This window comes from Streptomyces sp. CC228A (assembly GCF_021390935.1).
GTDB lineage: Bacteria > Actinomycetota > Actinomycetes > Streptomycetales > Streptomycetaceae > Streptomyces.
Genome location: NZ_JAJPUI010000002.1, coordinates 840,694 through 861,861, shown reverse-complemented (window position 1 = coordinate 861,861; position 21,168 = coordinate 840,694). Strand labels below are relative to the sequence as shown.

23 protein-coding genes and 1 pseudogene are annotated in these 21,168 nt (G+C 72.9%); 12 read left to right on the top strand and 12 right to left on the bottom strand.

All coding sequences use genetic code 11. The features are described from left to right. Window positions 1-4: 4 nt before the first annotated feature. The gene (locus L6E17_RS09235; RefSeq protein ID WP_236240255.1) at window positions 5-301 is read right to left on the bottom strand and encodes an LAETG motif-containing sortase-dependent surface protein; all 297 of its coding nucleotides are present in this window, start codon (window positions 299-301) and stop codon (window positions 5-7) included. 104 nt (window positions 302-405) lie between these two features. On the opposite strand from L6E17_RS09235, the gene L6E17_RS09230 reads away from it, so the two are divergent. Continuing rightward, window positions 406-774 carry a hypothetical protein gene (locus L6E17_RS09230; RefSeq protein ID WP_236240254.1) on the top strand — a complete coding sequence of 123 codons (369 nt, stop codon included), beginning with the start codon at window positions 406-408 and terminating at the stop codon, window positions 772-774. 233 nt (window positions 775-1,007) lie between these two features. Beyond that, window positions 1,008-2,294, top strand: coding sequence for an Ig-like domain-containing protein (locus L6E17_RS09225; protein WP_236240253.1), 1,287 nt, complete (start codon window positions 1,008-1,010; stop codon window positions 2,292-2,294). Between the two features lie 300 nt (window positions 2,295-2,594). Here the strand turns inward: L6E17_RS09225 and msrA are convergent, their stop codons facing one another. The 5 genes from msrA to L6E17_RS09200 all read right to left on the bottom strand — a co-directional run bounded on the left by msrA (window position 2,595) and on the right by L6E17_RS09200 (window position 7,948). Further along, entirely contained in the window at window positions 2,595-3,260 is a 666-nt protein-coding gene (gene msrA / locus L6E17_RS09220; protein ID WP_236240252.1) for a peptide-methionine (S)-S-oxide reductase MsrA, read from the bottom strand. 62 nt (window positions 3,261-3,322) lie between these two features. Next, window positions 3,323-4,399 carry a hypothetical protein gene (locus L6E17_RS09215; protein WP_236240251.1) on the bottom strand — a complete coding sequence of 359 codons (1,077 nt, stop codon included), beginning with the start codon at window positions 4,397-4,399 and terminating at the stop codon, window positions 3,323-3,325. 2 nt (window positions 4,400-4,401) lie between these two features. Further along, on the bottom strand, window positions 4,402-5,559 hold the full coding sequence (locus L6E17_RS09210; protein WP_236240250.1) for a hypothetical protein: 1,158 nt from the start codon (window positions 5,557-5,559) through the stop codon (window positions 4,402-4,404). A 314-nt stretch (window positions 5,560-5,873) separates the two neighbouring features. Next, complete coding sequence (locus tag L6E17_RS09205) at window positions 5,874-7,472, bottom strand: M48 family metalloprotease (RefSeq protein ID WP_236240249.1); 1,599 nt, start codon at window positions 7,470-7,472, stop codon at window positions 5,874-5,876. A 278-nt stretch (window positions 7,473-7,750) separates the two neighbouring features. After that, window positions 7,751-7,948, bottom strand: coding sequence for a hypothetical protein (locus tag L6E17_RS09200; protein WP_236240435.1), 198 nt, complete (start codon window positions 7,946-7,948; stop codon window positions 7,751-7,753). Window positions 7,949-8,152: 204 nt separating this feature from the next. Between L6E17_RS09200 and L6E17_RS09195 the strand changes: the two genes are divergently transcribed. Then, window positions 8,153-8,506, top strand: coding sequence for a cupin domain-containing protein (locus L6E17_RS09195; RefSeq protein WP_236240248.1), 354 nt, complete (start codon window positions 8,153-8,155; stop codon window positions 8,504-8,506). A 257-nt stretch (window positions 8,507-8,763) separates the two neighbouring features. On the opposite strand, the gene L6E17_RS09190 is transcribed toward L6E17_RS09195, so the two are convergent. Further along, window positions 8,764-9,870, bottom strand: coding sequence for a hypothetical protein (locus L6E17_RS09190; RefSeq protein ID WP_236240418.1), 1,107 nt, complete (start codon window positions 9,868-9,870; stop codon window positions 8,764-8,766). A gap of 331 nt (window positions 9,871-10,201) precedes the next feature. Between L6E17_RS09190 and L6E17_RS09185 the strand changes: the two genes are divergently transcribed. After that, on the top strand, window positions 10,202-11,359 hold the full coding sequence (locus tag L6E17_RS09185; protein WP_236240247.1) for a cystathionine gamma-synthase: 1,158 nt from the start codon (window positions 10,202-10,204) through the stop codon (window positions 11,357-11,359). Between the two features lie 219 nt (window positions 11,360-11,578). On the opposite strand, the gene L6E17_RS09180 is transcribed toward L6E17_RS09185, so the two are convergent. After that, complete coding sequence (locus L6E17_RS09180; RefSeq protein ID WP_374109020.1) at window positions 11,579-12,118, bottom strand: MarR family winged helix-turn-helix transcriptional regulator; 540 nt, start codon at window positions 12,116-12,118, stop codon at window positions 11,579-11,581. A 323-nt stretch (window positions 12,119-12,441) separates the two neighbouring features. On the opposite strand from L6E17_RS09180, the gene ilvA reads away from it, so the two are divergent. The 3 genes from ilvA (at window position 12,442) to L6E17_RS09165 (ending at window position 16,039) form a co-directional block, all read left to right on the top strand. Next, the gene (gene ilvA, locus L6E17_RS09175; protein WP_236240246.1) at window positions 12,442-13,683 is read left to right on the top strand and encodes a threonine ammonia-lyase; all 1,242 of its coding nucleotides are present in this window, start codon (window positions 12,442-12,444) and stop codon (window positions 13,681-13,683) included. 422 nt (window positions 13,684-14,105) lie between these two features. After that, window positions 14,106-15,179 (top strand): ATP-binding cassette domain-containing protein, encoded by a 1,074-nt coding sequence (locus tag L6E17_RS09170; RefSeq protein WP_236240245.1) that lies wholly within the window; start codon window positions 14,106-14,108, stop codon window positions 15,177-15,179. After that, window positions 15,176-16,039, top strand: a complete 864-nt coding sequence (locus tag L6E17_RS09165; protein ID WP_236240244.1) for an ABC transporter permease — start codon at window positions 15,176-15,178, stop codon at window positions 16,037-16,039. Before L6E17_RS09170 ends, L6E17_RS09165 begins: the two co-directional genes overlap by 4 nt. A gap of 99 nt (window positions 16,040-16,138) precedes the next feature. Here L6E17_RS09165 and greA read toward each other — a convergent pair whose 3' ends face one another. Further along, window positions 16,139-16,636 carry a transcription elongation factor GreA gene (gene greA, locus L6E17_RS09160; protein WP_236240243.1) on the bottom strand — a complete coding sequence of 166 codons (498 nt, stop codon included), beginning with the start codon at window positions 16,634-16,636 and terminating at the stop codon, window positions 16,139-16,141. A gap of 212 nt (window positions 16,637-16,848) precedes the next feature. Continuing rightward, a complete protein-coding gene (locus L6E17_RS09155; RefSeq protein ID WP_236240242.1) occupies window positions 16,849-17,250 on the bottom strand; it encodes a DUF4307 domain-containing protein in 402 nt (133 codons plus the stop codon). Between the two features lie 136 nt (window positions 17,251-17,386). Here L6E17_RS09155 and mca point away from each other — a divergent pair, with 136 nt between their 5' ends. From mca to L6E17_RS09130, 5 genes and pseudogenes are all read left to right on the top strand, one after another. After that, window positions 17,387-18,268 (top strand): mycothiol conjugate amidase Mca, encoded by an 882-nt coding sequence (gene mca, locus L6E17_RS09150; RefSeq protein ID WP_071268004.1) that lies wholly within the window; start codon window positions 17,387-17,389, stop codon window positions 18,266-18,268. Then, window positions 18,261-18,506: a hypothetical protein gene (locus tag L6E17_RS09145; protein WP_374109019.1), complete on the top strand. Its 246-nt coding sequence runs from the start codon at window positions 18,261-18,263 to the stop codon at window positions 18,504-18,506. Before mca ends, L6E17_RS09145 begins: the two co-directional genes overlap by 8 nt. A 261-nt stretch (window positions 18,507-18,767) precedes the next feature. Then, entirely contained in the window at window positions 18,768-19,061 is a 294-nt protein-coding gene (locus tag L6E17_RS09140) for a hypothetical protein (protein ID WP_236240240.1), read from the top strand. 233 nt (window positions 19,062-19,294) lie between these two features. Next, a pseudogene (locus L6E17_RS09135) lies at window positions 19,295-19,462 on the top strand (DUF255 domain-containing protein); the annotation flags it as partial. 48 nt (window positions 19,463-19,510) lie between these two features. Next, the gene (locus L6E17_RS09130; protein WP_236240239.1) at window positions 19,511-19,660 is read left to right on the top strand and encodes a hypothetical protein; all 150 of its coding nucleotides are present in this window, start codon (window positions 19,511-19,513) and stop codon (window positions 19,658-19,660) included. 559 nt (window positions 19,661-20,219) lie between these two features. On the opposite strand, the gene L6E17_RS09125 is transcribed toward L6E17_RS09130, so the two are convergent. Both L6E17_RS09125 and L6E17_RS09120 read right to left on the bottom strand, forming a co-directional pair. After that, window positions 20,220-20,642: a hypothetical protein gene (locus L6E17_RS09125; protein ID WP_236240238.1), complete on the bottom strand. Its 423-nt coding sequence runs from the start codon at window positions 20,640-20,642 to the stop codon at window positions 20,220-20,222. 36 nt (window positions 20,643-20,678) lie between these two features. Then, window positions 20,679-21,113: a hypothetical protein gene (locus tag L6E17_RS09120; protein WP_236240237.1), complete on the bottom strand. Its 435-nt coding sequence runs from the start codon at window positions 21,111-21,113 to the stop codon at window positions 20,679-20,681. Between the last annotated feature and the right edge of the window lie 55 nt (window positions 21,114-21,168).

The window sequence follows — 21,168 nt, the reverse complement described above, 5'->3', positions numbered from 1 at the left end:
GCTTTCAGCGCGCGGTGTGCGCCCCGCGGCGCATCGCGAAGGCCACCAGTCCGGCGCCCGCCGTCAGCAGGCCGGTGCCGCCGACGAGGTACGGCGTGGTGTCCGGGCTGCCCGTTTCGGCCAGTCGCAGCTCCTGCGCGTCCTGCCCCGCAGGCTCCCGCGGGGCCGCCGGGGACCCTGCGCGGCCCGTGCCGGAGGCCGGCCGGTCGTCGGTGGCGTTCGCCGAGGGAACGAACCACAGCGCGCCGAGCAGCGTCCCGGCGGCGGTGGCGGTCAGCAGGGGTCGGCGTGCAGCGGACACGGCTTCAGATCCTTTTGCGGAACCGAGAATTGGTGGCGTTCCGATGCTAGTGAACGCAGCGGGTCGCGGGAAAGTCCCGGATCCGGGAGCTTACGCTCCGTCATATGAGCCCTGTTGAGACATCACGGTATGTGCGTCTTCGCGTCGACCTGGTGCTGGAGGTCACCGAGCGGAGCGAGCTCACCGATGCCGCTCTGCAACGGATCGAGGACGACGAGTTCATGCCCGAGGAGGAGCGCGCACACGCCAGGACGGCCGTCCGCGGCGACGAAGCGGAAGCTCTCGCGTACCTCGTCGAGCCCTTCCAGATGCTCGGCGAGATGCCGGGCGTGGAGCTCGTCCAGGCGTCCTGGAGCAGCGAGCAGGCGGACTACGACCCGGACGTGGAGGCGTGGGACCTGGACGACGAGACCGCCGAGGAGGAGGACGAGGAAGAGGAGGAGGGAGCGCGGGGGGAGACGCGAGGGAGGTAGGCCCGCCGGCCGCCGGGCGGGTGCGGGGTGACGGCACCTCCGCCCTTGCCCGTACGCTGGAACGACCCCGGACCGCACGCCCGCTGGGCGCGTGTCCGGGGTCACGCCTATACCGGGGAACCGGGCCCCGGACCGGAGCGTCGATCAGTGGTGTTCCCCACATCGCGGTCCCGGACGGAACCGGAACGGGTGTCATGGGTGTTGTGGGAAGAGTTGGCAGGGAAGCCGCGACCATGGAGAAGCGTGTGATGACGGACAGCAAGCGGCGCAGGGGCCTGATGGCGGCGTCCGCACTGCTCAGCGGTGTGCTCGTGCTCACCGCCTGCAACGACGGCGACGCCCCGGTGGACGGCGCGGGCGGCGACACCAGCAGCAGCCAGAGTCCGGGCACCTCCCAGCAGCAGGTCGACGAGGCGGCCGCGCAGAAGACGTCGCAGGCCCGAATAGAGATCGCTCCCAAGAACGGCGCCGACAACGTCAGCATCAACAACGGCACCAAGGTGACCGTCGCCGACGGCAAGCTCACCGAGGTCACCATGACCTCGGCCGACGGCACCGCCGTCGAGGGCAAGATCAGCGCCGACGGCGCCAGCTGGGAGCCGACCGGGCAGCTCAAGCGCTCCACCACGTACAAGATCACGGCGACGGCGGCGGACGCCGAGGGCCGCGAGGCCCACGAGAACACCTCCTTCTCCACCGTCTCCGAGGCCAACAGCTTCATCGGCTACTTCACGCCGGAGGACGGCTCCAAGGTCGGCGTCGGCATGCCGGTGTCGCTCAACTTCAACAAGCCGATCACCGACAAGAAGGCCGTCCAGGCCGCCATCGAGGTGTCCTCCACCAGCGGCCAGGAGGTCGTCGGCCACTGGTTCAACTCCCAGCGCCTCGACTTCCGCCCCGACCAGTACTGGAAGGCCGGCTCCACCGTCACGCTGAAGCTGAAGCTGGACGGCGTGCAGGGCGCCCCGGGCGTCTACGGCGTCCAGGAGAAGACCGTCACCTTCACCGTCGGCCGCAGCCAGGTGTCGACCGTCGACGTCGCGAAGAAGACGATGACCGTCGTCCGCGACGGTAAGACGATCAAGACCATCCCGATCTCCGCCGGCTCCCCGGAGACCCCGACCTACAACGGCCAGATGGTGATCTCCGAGAAGTTCAAGGAGACCCGGATGAACGGTGCCACGGTCGGCTTCACCGACGACGACGGCAAGGGCGAGTACGACATCAAGGACGTCCCGCACGCCATGCGGCTGTCCACGTCCGGCACCTTCATCCACGGCAACTACTGGGGCGCCGACTCCGTCTTCGGCAACGCCAACACCAGCCACGGCTGCGTGGGCCTCAACGACGTGAAGGGCGCGAACGACCCGAACCAGCCCGGGGCGTGGTTCTACGACAACTCGCTCATCGGCGACGTGGTCATCGTCAAGAACTCCAAGGACAAGACCATCCAGCCGAGCAACGGCCTCAACGGCTGGAACATGAACTGGTCCGACTGGAAGGCCGGCTCGGCGCTGTAAGGCGTCCCGCAGGGTACGGGCGAGGGCGGCGGTGCACCCGGGGCACCGCCGCCCTCGCGCGTTCCGCACCGCCCTCGCGCGTCCGGTACCGCCTTCGCGCGTCCGGTACCGTCCGCCCGCGCGCGTCCCGTACCGGCCGGGCACGGCACCGGTCGGCCCGGCACGCGCCCGGCCCGCCTCCTGCGGCGCCCGGCGGCAGGGCCGTGCTCCACCGGGGCGGGCCATCGGCCCGCCCCGTCCGGGACGTCAGCGGAACCGGCTCGCCGGCGGTCGCTGCCGTCGGGCACGCACCGTGAGCGCTCAGCCCTCCGCCGTCGCCACCCCCACCGGGCAGGACACCCCCGTGCCGCCGATGCCGCAGTAGCCGGCCGGGTTCTTGTCGAGGTACTGCTGGTGGTACGGCTCCGCCGGGTAGAAGGGGCGGCCCTCCGCCGGGAGGATCTCCGTGGTGATCGTGCCGTAGCCGGAACCCGTCAGGACCTTCTGGTAGGCCTCGCGGCTCGCCTCCGCCGCCTGCGCCTGGGCCCCGGTGTGGGTGTAGACCGCCGAGCGGTACTGCGTGCCCACGTCGTTGCCCTGGCGGAAGCCCTGCGTCGGGTCGTGGGACTCCCAGAAGACCTTCAGCAGCGTCTCGTACGACACCTTCCGCGGGTCGTAGACCACGCGGACGGCCTCCGTGTGGCCGGTGAGGCCCGAGCAGACCTCCTCGTACACCGGGTTCTCGGTGAAGCCGCCCTGGTAGCCGACCAGCGTCGTCCAGACGCCCGGCGTCTGCCAGAACCTGCGCTCCGCGCCCCAGAAGCAGCCCAGCCCGAAGTCGGCCACCTCCAGGCCCTCCGGATACGGGCCCTGCAGGGGGTTGCCGAGGACCGTGTGCTGCTCGGGCACGCCGAACTCAGGCTCCGCGCGGCCTTTCAGCGCCTGTTCCGGAGTCGGCAGCTCAGGGGTACGGCGGTACAGGAACATGGAGGCTTCTCCTTCGGGCGGTCCTTGTCTGTACGGAACGTGCGGGCCGCCCGCAGGATTCCTCAGCGCCGGCCGGCGTGCCGTACCGCCTGGTCGCGCCACTGGCAGTAGGCCACCGCGGGGAAGTCGTACTGACTCCACGGGGCCGCCCCCACGTGGCCGTCCACCAGGCGGAACAGCTCCAGCGCCGCCTCCCACCTGCCCTGGCGGGCCAGGAAGTACGCCAGCATGTGGCGGGCCCTCGGCAGGTCCGGGTGGTCCGGCGGCGCGGCCGCCGCGTCCACCAGGGCCGCGTCGACCATCGCGACCAGCTCCGGCGTGCGGAAGTCCGCCTCCTTCGCGCCGTCGTCCCGGTGGTCCCACCAGACGATCAGCGGCAGCATCCGCAGCAGCGTCCCCGCCGGCGCCTGCTCGGCGGCCTCCCGCGCGAACGACGCGGCCAGCTCGTCGGAGCCGTGCCACCGGGGGTACCAGTAGCGCAGGGCCGAGACGTGCGCCGGGTAGTGGTACGGGTCGAGGCGGGTGATCGTCTTCCAGATGCGGCGCATGTCGCCGTGGGAGTAGTTCAGGCCGCAGGCGACGGCTGCCTCGCTGACGTACGGGGTCGGGTCGCCGGGGTTCAGCTCCGCCGCCCGCTCGATCCGCTCCACGGCCTGGGGCAGGACCTGGAAGAAGCCGGCGAACTGCTCGCCCGTCGTGTTCTTCGCCCAGTCCGAGCCGCGCAGCGCCCACGCCAGCTGGATCGTGAACTCGACGCGCACCACCGCCACGTCCGGGTCGTCGGGGCCCGCCGCGGCCTCCCAGGCGTCGAGCCAGCCGCCGGCGCCCTCGACGGCCGCCTCGGCCAGGCACGCCGCGTACCGGGAGCGGCGCTGCCAGTCGCGGCGCTCCCGCGTGGCGGCCATGAGCCGCGCCGCCGGCCCGCCGTCTCCCCGCGCCGCGGCCGCCAGAGCCCCCTGGAGGGCAGGGTCGGGGCCGGGCAGCAGCGTGTTCTGCCGGGACGCCGGGAGCAGGCCCAGCGCCGCCGCCTCCCGGGCCGCCCGGGCCCCGGCGTCCCCCGCACCTCCCGCGACACGGCGGTACACCAGCACGCCGACCCCGACGCAGCCCGCGATGACCGCACCCTGGATGAAGTCCACCGTCAGGCCCCTTCCCCGCCGGAAGCCGCCTGCGCGGCCTCCGCCGCCTTGGCCACGCTCTCGTCCCGCACACGGCAGTACTCGCCCGCCGGGTCGCCGCGGTAGTTCCACGGCAGGGTGCCCACATAGCCGTCGACCAGGCGGAACTGCTCGGCCGACGCCTCCCAGCGGCCCTGGAGGTTCAGGTAGTAGCCCAGCAGGTGCCGGACCTCCGGCAGCCGCGGGTGGTCCGGGTCGGCGGCGGCCGCGTCCGCGAGGGCGGCGTCCACCGCCGCGTACATCTCCGGGGTGCGGTCCACGTCGGTCGTGTCCGAGGAGTCGTGCTCGAAGTGCGCGATCAGCGGGAACACCCGCATCAGCGTGCCGAGGGGCGCCTGCGCCGCCTCCTTGACCGCGAACGCCCTCGCCAGCTCCTCCGAGCCGCGCCACTTGCCGCACCAGTACTGGAGGGCCGAGTAGTGCGCCTCGTAGTGGTACGGGGCGCGGCTGGTGATCTCCTGCCAGATGCGGTGCATCTCCTCGTGCGGCAGCCCGAGGCCGATGGCCGTCCAGATCGCGCCCACGTACGGGCACGGGTCGCCGGGCACCGCCACCTCGGCCGCTCGGGCGTGCTCCTGCCGGGTGCGGGCCAGGGTGCGGTGGAAGCCCTCGAACTGCTCACGCGACGTGTGCTGGGCGCGCTGCGCACCCCGGATGTTCCACGCCAGCCGCACCGAACTGCGGGCCCGGAGCAGCGCCGCGCCCGGGTCGTCGGGGCGCGCCTCCTCCCAGGCCGCCAGCCAGGCGTCGTCGTCGGCGGCGACCTCGCTCAGCCGCTCCGCGTGGCGGGAGCGGAGCTCCCAGTCGCGGGACGCCGCCGTCTCGTCGAACAGCTCGGCCGCGGGCTTCCAGTCGCCCGCCCGGGCTGCGGCCATGGCCACCGTCACGGCGGGGGCGTCGGGGAAGCCCAGCTCCGTGTGCTGCCGCTCCGGCGGCAGCAGGCCCATCGCGGCGGACCGCTCGGCGGCCTCCCGCGCCTCGCGCTCGGCCTCCGGGTCGGAGGCGGAGCCTTCGCGCCAGCCCTCGATGAGGCCGCTGATGATGGCCCACAGGAAATACAGGCCGACCGCGAGGACCAGCAGGACGACGGGGGTCACGACGACCCAGAGCAGGATTTTCACAGGGACCTCGGGGGTGGGGGTGGGACGTGGGGGCTGGGGCTGCGCCGTGCACCGCACGGGGCCGTGCGGGCCCGCGGGGCGGTTGGTGCCGCGGGGCGGTTCGTGCCGTGGGGCGGCGCGAGCCTCGGCGCACGGGGTGGTGCGTGTTCTCGTGTACGTGGCGGTGCGGGCCCCTGGTGTACGGAGTGGTGCGTGCGGCACGCGGTGGTGCGTGGCCGCGTGCACGGGTGGTGCGTGCGCACGCGGTGGTGCGTGCGGGCGCGTGGTGGTGCGTGTCGGCACGGGGTGGCTCGCGAGTGCGGCCACCCCGTGGTTCAGGCGGCTGCGGGGGAGAGGAGCGCGCGGAGCGGGGCCGTGTCCGGACGGTCGTCGACCGCGGCCTCCAGCGCCGCGTCCAGCCCGTCGTCGTACCCGGCGGCGAGGCGCAGCTCCGCCGGGCCCGACCAGGACAGCTCGAAGCGGGCGTCGCCGCGGGCGATCAGCTCGCAGACGACCAGCCCCCGCAGGCCGCGGTACAGCACCGGGCGGGCGAACTCGCGGGCCGCCCGGCCCGTCGCCGCTTCGGCCTCCTCCGACTTGGGCAGCCGGTCCGCGATCTCCCAGCCGACGCCCAGGTCGACGGCGTTCAGCAGCGAGTCCAGCGAAGGCTTCGCACCCGTCACCTCGGCGGTGGCCTTCCGGACGGGCTCCGCGCCCTGCGCCACGTACACGGTCATCGAACGGTGGACCAGCTCCGGCCAGTCCACGCGCTCCATCCGCCGCGCCTCCGGCGTGAGCACGGCCTTCTCGACGGCCTCCATCGCGGCCCGCGCGTCCGCGAGCAGGTCCAGAGCCGGGCCGGTCCCCTCCAGGCCGCGGCCGTCGTCGGGCAGTGCCTCCAGGCGGGCGACGCGCTCGGCGATCGGCGGGTGCGAGTCGTAGGGGGACGCGGGCTCGGTGGGCAGGTCGCGGCGCAGCTCCTCCAGCTCGTCGGCGCGGGCCGCCAGTAGATGGCGGACACCGCCGAACACCTCGCCCGGCGGCGGCAGCAGACCGGCGCCGACACCGAGGGTGGCGTAGGCGTTCATGTAGAAGTCGAACGCGGAGGAGAGGGCCGGGAGCTCACGGAGCGCGGAGGCGGTGGCGTCCCGGCCCGCGATACGGGCCGCCGCCAGGTCGGCGGCCAGCTCCTGGCGGCGCGAGGACGCGAGGGTGGCCCGCAGGTAGAAGTGGCCGTACACCCGGTAGACCTTGGCCATCGTCCGGTAGGTGACGCCGGCCCCGGCGGTGTCGACCTCCTTGGCCGCCTTGCCCTTGGCGAGGCGCTTCTCGTTCTTCTTCTCCTGCTGGACGCGTTCCTTGTCGGCCCTCTTGCCGGCCCGCTCCTCGAAGTGCGCGATGGTACGGGCGACCTGCACGCGGCCGCGGACGGTCAGCGCGGACAGACGGGTGTCGGAGTTGGCGTAGTGCCCCATCTCGTGGGCGAGGACGGAGCGCAGCTGCGCCTCGGTCAGGCCCGCCACGAGGGGGAGGCCGAGGTACAGGCGGCGGGTCCCGCCGAGCAGGCCGAGGAGGCGGGCGTCCTCGCTGACCGAGGCGTTCATGTCGGCGGTCAGCCGGATCTCGTCGGGGGCGCGGGTGCCGACCTCGTCGGCCAGCTCCCGCACGGTCCGCCAGAGGCGGGGCTCCTGCTGCTCGCTGACGAGGACGCCGGGGGCGGGCTCGCCCTTGGGCGTCCGGAGCATGAACATGCCGCGCACGATCGGCACGGCCAGGACGGCGCTGACCACGTACAGCTTGAGCGCGAGGCTCGACGGGGCCCAGACCGAGGCGGCCCAGTCCATCCCGGCGAGGGCGGCGAGCATGGCGAGGCCGAGCAGGTAGAAACCGGCAAGCAGCAGGAAGGCGCGCGCGGCGCGCAGCGTGGCGCCCATTGGGCAGAGTCCCCCCACGGAACGCGGACAGGGGCTCCCTGCGGACGTCGGCGTGTGACGGCGTCCGCGCGGCGGCGTCGCGGGACGGCGTACGCGGCGGTGCCGGCAGGGCGCCCGGGGACGGTGCCGTCACCTGACGCCTGCCGTGCGATGTCCGCGGAACGGCGCCCGGGAACCCGTGTCCGGAAATGGACATGGCAAAGCTGTGGGGGGAAGCGGAGTATCACCTACCGGCGGGTTCACTCGCAAGTGTGTTTCCCCCCGCGGTCGCCCTCCCGCTACGGCCCGGTGAGCGGGGAGGGGGTGTGCTGTACGGCTCGGTGGTGGCGGAGGGGGAGTGTGGGGCTGTACGGCTCGGTGGTGGGGAGGGCGGTGTGCTGCATGGCCTGAAGGTTGCGGGGTGTGCTGCATGGCCTGGTGGTGGCGGAGGGCGGAGCGGTACGCGGCCCGGTGGTGGCGAGGGCGGTGCGGTGCACGGTCCGGTGGTGGGGGAGGGCCGGGCGGCCGTGGTCCGGGCCGACCGTGGCCGCAGCGTGCGAGGTCGGTGCGGACCGGTCACCGGGTGGGCGCCCCAGGGGCCGTGCCGCGGCGGCCGGGTCGGCGGATCGTCCGGCGGGACCGCCCCGCACGCGACACCCTGTCCGGGGCGCCGCGGCCTCCCGCACGGCTACGGTCGGGCCATGGAGCATAGCTTTGCCGTACACGTCCCCGGCGCCGACCTGTCCGCCGAACCCCTCGATCCCGCACAGGTCGTCTCCGGGCGGCCCGAGGTCTCCGGACGGGTGGTCGGGGAGTCGGCCGACGGCCGGACCGTCCGGGGCATCTGGCAGATGACACCCGGCGTCGTCACCGACACGGCGGCTGACGAGGTGTTCGTCGTCGTCAGCGGGTCGGCCACCATCGAGGTGGCCGACGGTCCCACCCTCCGTGTCGGCCCCGGCGACCTGGTCGTCCTGCGGGAGGGCGACCGCACCACGTGGACCGTGCACGAGACCCTGCGCAAGGTGTACGTGAGCCACCACGCCGCCGTGTAGCCGCCGCCCGGCGGCGCAACCCCGCCTCGGCGTGCAGCCGCCGCCCGGCGGCGCGACTCCACTCCGCGGTGCAGCCATCGTCCCGCGGTGCAGGCACCGCCCCGTGCAGCCGCCGCCCCGCGGTGCAGCCATCGTCCCGCGGTGCAGGCACCGCCCCGTGCAGCCGCCGCCCCGCGGTGCAGCCGCCAGGCCGTCTCAGCCGCCCGACCCGCCGCCCGCCGTTGCGCGGTCGCGGCCCGGTCGGCCCGCGGTCGGCTTCAGCGCAGGAGCGTCGCCGGGCTGCCGCCGTTGGCCTCGTATCCGGCCACCGCCAGCGCGCGGTACACCGCGTACTCCGCGGCCGGGTCCTCGCTCACCGTCCAGGGCAGCGCGCCCACGTAGCCGTCCACCTGCACGATCTGCTCCATCGCCTCCGACCACCGCTCGGCCCGCACCAGGAAGTGCAGCAGCAGATGGCGCACGTGGGCCAGCATCGGGTCGTCCGGGGCCGCCGAGTGCACCGCGTACAGCGCGCCGTCCATCGCCTTCGACACCACCTCCGTGCCGAAGAAGTCCCGCACCATGGCCAGGTCCGGCAGGTGCTCCCACACCGCGAAGAGCGGCAGCGCGGCCAGCAGGGAGCCCTGCGGCGCGCGGGCCGCCGCCGCCGTGGCGAACCGGTCCGCGTCCTGCCGCGACCCGTGCCACTTCTCGCACCAGTAGTGCAGCGCCGCCAGGTGCGCGCCCATGTGCTGCGGGCTCCGGTCGATGATCTTCGCCCAGAGCTGGTCGAACTGCTCCGGCGAGTATCCGAGGCCGCGGGCGACCGCGAGCTCCGCGATGTACGGGACCGGGTCGCCGGGCGCCAGCAGGGCCGCTTCCCCGCAGACCTTCCTGGCCTCCTCCAGGATGATGCGGAACTCGTCCGTGCCGGACGCGGAGGTGCGCCACGCCTGCTGGACCAGGAACTCCGCGTGCACGGCGGCGCCCCCCGCGTCCTTCGGCGCCTCCGCGCGCCACGTCCGCAGCCACGCGCCGCCCGCACCCGGCTGCTGCGCGAGCTCCAGCGACGCGGCGCCCGCGAACGCCTGCACCCGCTGCCAGCGCACCTCGCCCTCCTTGGGCGTGCCCGCCAGCAGCTGGGACGCGGCCCGCCAGTCCTGGGTGCGCTGCACGACGTCCAGCACGTCCATCAGGTCCTGGTCGGGGCCGGGGGTGCGGACGTCCAGGAGCTCCTGGCGCACGAAGCCGTAGGCGAGCGGGTCCGCCGCGTCGGGCGCGCCCGGCTCGGTCAGGCGAATGCCGCCGGAGCGGCGGCGCAGCAGCCACGGCGCGACGACCGCGCCGATCAGGCCGACCGCGAACAAGAACCAGAGAAACTCCACCATGCGCCCATTGTCCCGGACGGCTCCGCGGACACCGGAGCGGCTGTGGACAACGGCCCCGCTGGGGAAAACCCGGCCACCCGGCCGAGCCCGCCCACGTGCTCCCGATCAGGCCCGGCCACGTACTCCCGGGCGAGCCCGGCCACGTACTCCCGGGCGGGCCGGGGCCGACCGCGCCAGGCCCTGCGTACCAAGCAGCCCGGGGCCCCCACCCGTCCCGGATGACCGCCCCCGACCCGCACCACCCCCGGCAGGGCGGGACCACCCGGGCTCCGCCACGGGTCAAGGCAACCGCGGGCCGCGGGCGCCCCCGCCGGATTACTCTCGTGGCATGAGCGACGACGCGTACACCCACCAGAACTTCGAGACCCGCGCCATCCATGCGGGCAACACCGCCGACCCGCTGACCGGCGCGGTCGTCCCGCCCATCTACCAGGTGTCCACCTACAAGCAGGACGGTGTGGGCGGGCTGCGCGGCGGTTACGAGTACAGCCGCAGCGCCAACCCGACCCGTACGGCGCTGGAGGAGAACCTGGCGGCGCTGGAGGGCGGCCGCCGCGGCCTCGCCTTCGCCTCCGGCCTGGCCGCCGAGGACACCCTGCTGCGCACCCTGCTCGTGCCGGGCGACCACCTCGTCATCCCGAACGACGCCTACGGCGGCTCCTTCCGCCTCTTCGCGAAGGTGCTCCAGCGCTGGGGCGTCGAGTTCTCCGTCGCCGACACCACCGACCCCGCGTCGGTGCGGGCCGCCCTCACCGACCGCACGAAGATCGTCTGGGTGGAGACGCCCTCCAACCCGCTGCTCGGCATCAGCGACATCGCGGCGCTCGCCGACGTGGCCCGCACGGCCGGCGCGCGCCTCGTCGTCGACAACACCTTCGCCTCCCCGTACCTCCAGCAGCCCCTGTCGCTGGGCGCGGACGTCGTCGTGCACTCGCTCACCAAGTACATGGGCGGGCACTCCGACGTGGTCGGCGGCGCGCTCGTCACCGCCGACGAGGCGCTGGGCGAGGAGCTCGCCTACCACCAGAACGCGATGGGCGGCGTGGCCGGCCCGTTCGACTCGTGGATCGTGCTGCGCGGGATCAAGACCCTCGCGGTGCGCATGGACCGGCACAGCCAGAACGCCGCCCGCATCGCCGAGATGCTGACCAGTCACCCGAAGGTGGCGCAGGTGCTGTACCCGGGCCTGCCCGAGCACCCGGGCCACGAGATCGCCGCGAAGCAGATGCGCGACTTCGGCGGCATGGTCTCCTTCCGTGTCACCGGCGGCGAGCAGGCGGCCGTGGAGGTCTGCAACCGCGCCCGGCTCTTCACCCTGGGCGAGTCGCTGGGCGGTGTCGAGTCGCTCATCGAGCACCCGCACCTGATGACCCACGCCAGCGCCGCCGGCTCCCCGCTGGAGGTGCCCGGCGACCTCGTCCGGCTGTCCGTCGGTATCGAGAACGTCGACGACCTGCTGGAGGACCTGCGTCAGGCGCTCGGATAGCCGACTCCGTGCGGGAGCCTCTGTGTCAGGTGCTCGGATGACCGGTACCTGCCGGAGCCCCTGCGTCACGCGCAGAGCCGGGCGCCGTGCGGGAGACCCGCGTCGGGCACTCGGACAGCCGGCAGCGCAGGCCGCGCACGCGGCGAGTGGCGCCGCACCCGCCGGGGGTGCGGCGCCACTCCCGTGTCAAGGGCCGCCCTCCCGGTCGCGCGGGCGGAGTCAGGACGGCGGCTGGTCCGCTGCCGGAAGGCCCGTCTGACGTGCCGAGAGGGCCGAGTTGAAGCGGGTCAGCAGCGTGCAGAAGGCCTCCCGCTCGTCCGGCGTCCAGCCCTCCGTGACCTGCGCCATCAGATCGCGCCGGGACAGCCGCACCTCCTCCAGCCGGGCCTGCCCGCGCGGCGAGAGCTGCAGCACCACGGCGCGCCCGTCCTCCGGGTGCGAGGTGCGCTTCACCAGGCCCGTGTCCACCAGCGGCGCCACCTGGCGGGTCACCGTCGAGGAGTCGATGCCCATGCCGGCCGCCAGGGCCTTCACGCCCATGGGGCCTTCCTGGTCGAGCCGGTTGAGCAGCAGGTAGGCGGCCCGGTCCATCGAGTTGCGGAGCTGGCCTGTCCCGGCGAGGCGGGTCTGCTCGGCCCGCCGGGCGAAGACGGCCACCTGGTGCTGGAGGGCATCGAGAAGAGCGGTGTCACCCGGGGGCTCAGGGCTCGCCCCCTGGGAGAACAGCGCAGTAGTCGTCATGTCCTGGGAAGTGGGCATGGCTGCAGGGCTCTCTCGTGCGGCGGTCGGTTTTGGTGGGGGACAGAGTACGCGCCAAGTCGCCGCTGCGTACCTGCCCTGTCGAATCCGAGACCGAGCTCTTCCCTGAGCGTTCCCGAAGCCGTTCCCGCGGTGCCCCCGGGGCTTGACGTGGACGTGCTGCGGTGCCCCCGGGGCTTGACGTGGACGTGCTGCGGTGCCCCCGGGGCTTGACGTGGACGTGCTGCGGTGCCCCCGGGGCTTGACGTGCACGTGCTGCGGTGCCCCCGGGTGCTTGACGTGGACGTGCTGCGGGGTCCCGGCGAGCTGCGAGACTGGCTGCCATGAGCTTCCGCACCCCCCGCCCCTTGCACTTCTCCCCGCCCGCCGTCCTGCTGGACGACGTGATGGGGGCCCAGAAGATGCTGGCGGGGGTCGCCCGGACGACCCCGCTGGAGGGCAGCCGCCACCTGTCCGGGCTGGTCGGCGGACCGGTGCACCTGAAGTGCGAGAACCTCCAGCGCACCGGCTCCTTCAAGCTGCGGGGCGCGTACGTGCGGATCTCCGGGCTGCGCCCCGAGGAGCGGGCGGCGGGCGTGGTCGCCGCATCGGCGGGCAACCACGCCCAGGGCGTCGCCCTCGCCTCCTCCCTGCTGGGCGTCCGCTCCACCGTCTTCATGCCGGTCGGCGCCCCGCTGCCCAAGGTCGCCGCGACCCGCGAGTACGGTGCCGAAGTGCGGCTCACCGGTCAGGTGGTGGACGAGACGCTGGCCGCGGCGCAGGACTACGCCAGGGACACCGGCGCGGTGTTCATCCACCCCTTCGACCACCCCGACGTCATCGCCGGGCAGGGCACGGTGGGTCTGGAGATCCTGGAGCAGTGCCCCGAGGTCCGGACGGTCGTCGTCGGCATGGGAGGCGGCGGCCTCGCGGCAGGCATCGGCGTCGCCGTCAAGGCGCTGCGGCCCGACGTGCGGATCGTCGGCGTGCAGGCGCAGGCCGCGGCCGCGTACCCGCCGTCGCTGGCGAAGGGGCGGCCGGTGTCGGTCCGGTGCGGGTCGACGATGGCCGACGGCATCATGGTGGGCCGCCCCGGCGACGTGCCGTTCCGCCTGGTCCGCGAGGTGGTCGACGAAGTACGGACCGTGTCGGAGGACGCCCTGTCGTCGGCGCTGCTGCTGTGCCTGGAGCGGGCCAAGCTGGTCGTCGAACCCGCCGGGGCCAGCCCCGTCGCGGCTCTGCTGAGCGAACCGGAGGCGTTCGAGGGCCCCGTCGTGGCGGTGCTGTCGGGCGGCAACGTCGACCCGCTCGTGCTCCAGCGGATCCTGCGCCACGGCATGGCGGCGGCCGGCCGCTACCTCACCCTGCGGCTGCGCCTGCCGGACCGGCCGGGGGCGCTGGCCAACCTCCTGGGCGTACTGACCGTGGTGGACGCGAACGTACTGGACGTGGGCCACGTCCGGACCGATCCGCGGCTGGGACTGACCGAGGTCGAGGTGGAACTGCACCTGGAGACCAAGGGACCGGACCACTGCGTGGACGTCCAGGCGGCCCTGCACGAGGCGGGCTACACGGTCATCGGCTGACCCCGTGCGTACGGCACCGCGCATACGCCGCAGCAGGCACGCCACCGTCCGCCGCACCGCGCATACGCGCACCCACCGCCGTACCGCCTGCCGCACCGCGTGGACGCCGCACCACCACACCGCCGCCTGCCGCGCCGCCCATACGCCACACAAACCGCCCCACCGCCCACCGTCCACGCGGCCCACCGCCCGCCCTGCCGCCTTCCGCTCACCGTCGCCGCGCGCCCGTACCGGAACGGCCCCACCGGCACTCGCCCCCGCCGCTGCCAAGTGCCGGGGGCGCCCTCGCGGCCACCGCTTCCGCGTCCCGGTCGGCCCCGCCGAGCCGTTCGCCGGGTCGCCGCCCCGCGCTCGCCCTAAGCTTCGCTTAGCGAATCACCCCAAAACGACCCATCACGGGAGAGGTAAGGGGGAGTGCGTAGATGCCTGGTGCCATTCACGCCGAGGGTCTGGTGAAGACCTTCGGCGACGTACGAGCACTGGACGGCGTGGACCTCGACGTGCCGGAGGGCACCGTCCTCGGGCTTCTCGGGCCGAACGGCGCCGGGAAGACGACCGCCGTCCGCGTCCTCACCACGCTGCTCAGGCCGGACAGCGGCCGGGCCGTCGTCGCGGGAATCGACGTCCTCAAGCACCCCGACGAGGTGCGCCGTTCCATCGGGCTCTCCGGCCAGTTCGCCGCCGTCGACGAGTACCTCACCGGCCGCGAGAACCTGCACATGGTCGGGCAGCTCTACCAACTGCCCGGGAAGACCGCCAAGGCGCGCGCCGCCGAGCTCCTGGAGCGGTTCCGTCTCACCGGCGCCGCCGACCGGCCCGCGAAGACCTACTCCGGCGGTATGCGCCGCCGCCTCGACCTGGCGGCCGCCCTCGTCGTCTCCCCGCCCGTCATGTTCATGGACGAACCCACCACCGGACTCGACCCGCGCAACCGGCAGGCGCTGTGGGAGGTGATCCAGGAACTGGTCGCCGGCGGGACGACGCTGCTGCTGACCACCCAGTACCTGGAGGAGGCAGACCACCTCGCCCACGAGATCTGCGTGATCGACCACGGCCGGGTCATCGCCCGCGGCACGTCCGACCAGCTCAAGGCCCGCACCGGCGGGGAACGCGTCGAGGTGGTCGTCCACACGCCCGGGCAGATCCCCACCGGCCGGGAGGTCCTCGCCCGCTTCGGCCAGGCCACCGCCACCGTGACCGTCGAGGAGCACACCCGCAGGCTGACCGTGCCCGTCACCGGCGGCGCCAGGCTGCTCGCCGAGGTGATCCGCGAGCTCGACGCGCGCGGCGTCGAGATCGACGACATCGGGCTGCGCCGCCCCACCCTCGACGACGTGTTCATCTCCCTCACCGGCCACGCGGCCGAGGCCGCCGCCGGCGACGGCAGCGAGGACGCCGGCGACACGGAGGACGCCGACGGCACTGGGGGCGCGGCGGCCGCGTCGGACGCGGCGGCCCGTACGGACGGCGGAGAGCGGAAGGAGACCGTGCGATGACCGCCCTCACCGGCAACGGCTCCCCGACCGGCCTGCCCGCCCCGCGCCGCACGCGCGGCCCCGTCGCCCGGTCCGTCGCCGACTCCCTCGTCGTCGCCCACCGGAACCTGATCAGGATGGTCAGGATCCCCGAGGTGGTGGTCTTCGGGCTCATCCAGCCGATCATGTTCGTGGTGCTCTTCAGCTACGTCTTCGGCGGCTCCATGACCATCGGCGGCACCACCGACCCGTCCGTCTACCGCAACTTCCTGATGGCCGGCATCTTCGCCCAGACCGTCACCTTCGCCACCGCCGGCGCGGGCGCCGGCATCGCGGACGACATGCACAAGGGCCTCGTCGACCGCTTCAGGTCCCTGCCCATGGCCCGCGGCGCCGTCCTCACCGGGCGCACCCTCGCCGACCTGGTCCAGACGGCCCTGACCGTCGTCGTCCTGACCGTCGTCGCCCTGCTGGTCGGCTGGCGCATCGAGGAGGGCGTCCCCAAGGCGCTCGGCGCCTACGCCCTGCTGCTCCTGCTCGGGTACGCGTTCTCCTGGATCGGCGCCCTCATCGGCCTGTCCGTGCGCACCCCGGAGGCCGCCACGTCCGGCGGGCTGATCTGGCTGTTCCCCGTCACCTTCGTGTCCATCGCGTTCGTGGACTCCGCCCAGATGACGCCGTGGCTGCGGCACGTCGCGGAGTGGAACCCGTTCAGCGCCACCGTCCAGGCCGCCCGGGAGCTCTTCGGCAACCCCGGGGTGTCCCAGTCCGACGCCTGGCCCATGCAGCACCCCGTCTGGGCGTCCCTCGCCTGGTCGCTGCTGATCATCGTGGTGTTCCGGACGCTGGCGGTGCGGAAGTACCGCTCGGCAGCCTCCTGACCAGGGCGGCGGCCTCCTGAGCCGGGCGGCGGCCGCGCCGACGACCAAGGGCCGGCCCCGTCACGCACGGGACCGGCCCTCAGGGCGTCAAGCAGGGCGTCAGCCCTGGTACGGCTTCGCGTCCAGGACCCGCACGGAGGCCATCTTGCCGTTCGGCAGCTCGTAGCGGGCGTCCTCGCCGACCTTCTTGCCGTTCACGCCGCTGCCCAGCGGCGACTGCGGGGAGTACGTCTCCACGTCCGCGCTGGCGTACTCGCGCGAGGCCAGGAGGAACGTCAGGGTGTCGTCCTCGTCGCCGTCGAACGCGATCGTCACGACCATGCCGGGGGCCACCACACCCGCGTCGGTCGGAGCCTCGCCGACCTTCGCGTGCTCGAGGAGCTGGGTGAGCTGGCGCACGCGGAGCTCCATCTTGCCCTGCTCTTCCTTGGCCGCGTGGTACCCGCCGTTCTCCCGCAGGTCGCCCTCCTCACGCGCCGCTGCGATCTTGGCAGCGATCTCGGTTCGCGCGGGACCAGACAGGTACTCCAGCTCGGCCTTGAGCTGGTTGTACGCCTCCTGGGTGAGCCAGGTGACGTTCTCGCTGGTCTGGGTCACAGGTGCTCCTCGTCGGTACTGGGAATACAAAGCAACGCCCTACCAGTAAGGATGCGGCCTTCCCGGGAGGGCGAAACCACGAGCGTAACAACGACGCGGACAAAGAGGGAGGACGTATCTCACGGAATCTACGACTCCGCAGGTCAGAGCCGGTGCTGGGGGGCTTTCCCGCCCCCGGCGGGTGTGTCGCCGCCGTACTGGACCAGGAGGCCTCAGTCGGCCGTGCAGCCCAGCAGCTCCGCCGAGGTCGCCCGCTCCGTGGTGCGGACGCTCACGACCCGGTCGACGCGGTTCGACGGCTCGTCGAAGCGGAACTCCTTGCGGCCCACCTCGGCGCCGTCCACCGCCAGCGCCCGCACCGTGCAGTACCCGCGGGCACCGTCCTGCTTGCGCACCTCCAGGTGCACGTCGACCCGGTCGGCCGCCGCCAGGTCGAACTTGATCAGCTCCCCGCTGATCGCCTGCCCGCCGACGTGGTGGTAGCCGAACCAGCCGAGCAGCGCGAGCAGGCCGACGCCCAGCACCGAACCCACGATCTTCAGCCTGCGGTCCGTCCGCTCGTCCGCGGAGCGGCCGTAACGGCCCTCGGGGAGCTTCTCGCCCGCCACACCCATGATCGTTCCTCTCGGTCCGCGCCCGGCGCGTCCGCGCACCCCGTCCGTGTCCCGTTCGCCGGACGGCGGAATAGCCACTGCGCCGATTCCGTCACTATAGAAGCCGAGCCACATGACCAATCACTGAGGATCAGCCTTGACTGAGCAGCTGCGCCTGATGGCAGTGCACGCCCACCCCGACGACGAGTCCAGCAAGGGTGCGGCCACGATGGCCAAGTACGTGTCCGAGGGGGTGGACGTGCTCGTCGTGACGTGCACGGGCGGCGAGCGCGGCTCCATCCTCAACCCGAAGCTCCAGGGCGACCCGTACATCGAGGAGAACATCCACGAGGTGCGCCGCAAGGAGATGGACGAGGCGCGCGAGATCCTGGGCGTCAAGCAGGAGTGGCTGGGCTTCGTGGACTCCGGGCTCCCGGAGGGCGACCCGCTGCCGCCCCTGCCGCAGGGCTGCTTCGCCCTGGAGGACGTCGACAAGGCGGCCGGCCGCCTCGTGAAGTCGATCCGCGCGTTCCGCCCGCAAGTGATCACCACGTACGACGAGAACGGCGGCTACCCCCACCCCGACCACATCATGACCCACAAGATCACGATGGTGGCGTTCGAAGGGGCGACCGACGCCGAGAAGTACCCCGAGCAGGAGTTCGGCCCGGTCTGGCAGCCCCTGAAGGTCTACTACAACCAGGGCTTCAACCGGCCCCGCACCGAGGCCCTGCACCAGGCACTCCTCGACCGGGGCCTGGAGTCGCCGTACGGGGAGTGGCTGAAGCGCTGGGACGAGTTCGAGCGCGCCGAGCGCACCCTCACCACCTTCGTGCCGTGCGCCGACTTCTTCGAGACCCGGGACCGGGCGCTGATCGCGCACCGCACCCAGATCGACCCCGACGGCGGCTGGTTCCGCGTGCCGATGGAGATCCAGAAGGAGGTCTGGCCCACCGAGGAGTACGAGCTCGCCACGTCCCTCGTCGGCACGTCCCTCCCCGAGGACGACCTCTTCGCGGGTATCCGCGACAATGCATGACATGAGCGCACACCAGGCCCTGACCCAGCTCGCCCCGCTGGCCGCCGACAGCTTCGACCCGAACAAGGTCACGCCCGGCGTGCTCGGCTTCATCGTCTTCGCCGTCATGGCCCTCGCCGTGTGGGCGCTGATGAAGTCGATGAACCGGCACATGAACCGCGTCGACTTCGAGGAGCGCACGGCGGCCGCCCCCGCGGACCAGCCCGCCGCCCCGACGAAGCCAGCCCCCCAGCAGTAGCTCCACCGTCCGGCGGCAGGCCCCCGCTCACCCCGCAGGGCCCGCCGCCGCACCACCCCGCGCGGCGGGCGCCGCTTCGGCCTGCCCCGGTCGCCGGCGGCTCCCGCGTGACCACATGCCGGGGCCGCGCCGTGCCGTGCCGCCTACCGGTCCCCTGACTCCCCGTGCCGTGTCCCACGACACCACGGGTCGCCACCCCCATGCCGGGGGAGAATCCCTGTGATGACGAGCCCGCAGGGGCGCGACGGGGGGAGAGTCACGATGAAGCGCATCGCCGCATGCCTTGCGGCAGTCCTGGTCACGCTGCCCATGCTCATGGGGTGCACCGTGGCCGACGATGTCGACGTAGGCGACTGCATGGCCAACGAGGGCGGCGCCGGCCACATCGACCCCGTCCCCGTCGACTGCGACTCCGACAGGGCCTCCCTCCGCGTGGTCGACGTGGTCGACGGCGAAAGCGACTGCCTCGGCCTGTACCTCGCCTACCAGGAGACGAACGTCTTCGGCAGCACCACGACGCTCTGCCTCAGCTTCCGGCTCTTCTCGTGGCAGTAGGGCATAGGGCACCACCCCCCCGTCGCGGCGCGTTCCCCCTTCCCTGCGCCGACTGCCGGTGAGGCGGCCTGCGTTCGGCCCCGCGACGGGTCACCCCTGAGGCCGGGCCGCGGGCGCCGGCCGACGCCCTCCGCCCCGTCGGCATGCTGCTTCCACGGCCGGCCCGCCCACTGTTCGTGCGCTGCCCCTGTGGCGCATGGGCGGGGCGAGGACGGGTGCGCAAGGATGGGGGTATGCCCAACCGACTCGCGCAGGCCACGTCCCCGTACCTCCTCCAGCACGCGGACAACCCCGTGGACTGGTGGCCATGGGAGACGGACGCGTTCGACGAAGCGCGCCGGCGCAACGTACCCGTCCTCCTGAGCGTCGGCTACAGCGCCTGCCACTGGTGCCAGTGCATGTGAACAACCGGGTAGTCACGACCTGGGGTGTTGTCAGAGGGTAGCCGTATGGATACGTACGACGAGGAACTGGACGCAAGCATCGACGCCTGGGTGGAGGCTGAGCCGGCCGCTTCGCCCGAGTGGGGGCCCGAGAAGATCGCCGGCATCCGCGAGCGCTTGGAGGGCGGCGCACCCGCTGTCGCCGCTGAGAAGTAGTGGGGTGGAGCCGCAGGCGCGGTTCACAGGGTGGCGCTGTGCGTGTGAGCGAATGCTCCGAAGCTACGGCGAAGTGGGGGGTTCGGGGAAGCGCTCGTGGATCTGCGCCTGCGGAGTGTCCAGGTGCGGTCGGGTGTCATCGCGGCGGCCATGTCAGCAGGGCTGCGTTGAGCAGCCGCGCCGACAAGGAGGGGTTCGCGCGAGTCGCCGTCGGCGGCGCCGCTCTCCAGAAGGGCCGCGACATCGGCGGTTGCCGGTGCGGTCGGCGATGCCGCCTGGTTGCGCAACACCCGTAAGCCGCCGATCAGATCCAGCACCCTGCGCTGGTCTTCCCGGAGAGCCTCCCGGTGTGCTTCGGCACGCGCGTCACGGTGCGGGTCCGGGGCGCCTCCCTGACAAGTTGCGGCCAGGGCCTTCTCCGGTGTCTGTCCACGACGGGTCAGTCCGGGGCGAGGCGGCCCTGGCCGCTACGGACACCCCCGCCGTCCGGTCGACCGGAACGGCCGAGGGGCAATGCGTGACCTCGTAGGGCCTTTGTGGGCGTCCTGGGCGGATTACCTCAGTCCGCGTGCGGATTGAGGTAATCCGCCTTCTCGCAGGTGTCCGCGCCCCAGTCGTCGCGGCAGATCCAAAAACGGAGCGAGTGGATCGGGATCGTCCGTTCCAGATGGATCCCGGTCCAGGAGTTCTCGGTGCCGCACCCTTCTTCGGCCCAGCGCGCCTTGTTGGACCACTCGCTTGTCCAGCCCATGTCGACGGTCAGGTACCAGTAGACGGACTTGTCGTCACAGACCGTGTCGCGCAGGGTCATTCGCGGCAGCTCGAAGCGGTAACCGTTGACCCACTTGAGGTTTCCGGAAAGGTTCGCGAAGCTGCCCGTGACGGTGAAGTCCCCGGCTGCGGCGTGCGCGGGTGCGGCGAGCAGCGGGGGGAGGACGGCGGCCGACATGGCGGCCGCGGCGAGGACGGAACGAAGGCGCATGGAGTCTTCCGGACGTGAGCGGCGGGGTGCGGTCGGTCAGCGGGCGTAGGGGTTCTCGGCGACGACTCCGGGATGGGAGCAGACGTCGACGCCGGTGCGGTCCTCGCACAGTGCGAACCCGACTTCCAGCAGGGGCAGACTTCCTGAGAAGCGGATGCCGTCGTACGTGCGCGTGGTGCCGGAGCCGTTGGTGTTCCAGTACAGCTTGTCGCTGACCAGCGGCTGCCAGCCGGAGTTGCCCTTGCGGCCCCGCAGCTGTACGTAGACGCTGCGGCCGTCGGTGTCACCGTCGTGGACCTTGAGGACACCGCTGTCGAAGCTGAACTCGCCGGTCCAGCGGAAGTGGAAGTCGGCCCAGTTCCCGTCCCCGTCCGTGTGGCCGACAGCTCCCGGCTCCGCCGCGTGTGCCCCCACGGGGGCGAGCAGAGCCAGAGCGGACAGCGCCGCTGTCGCGGTAAGTCGTCGAAGCATGAGCCAGACCCTCTGGTGAACGACCTCCGGAGGCACCCCGGTTGCGCCTGCTCGG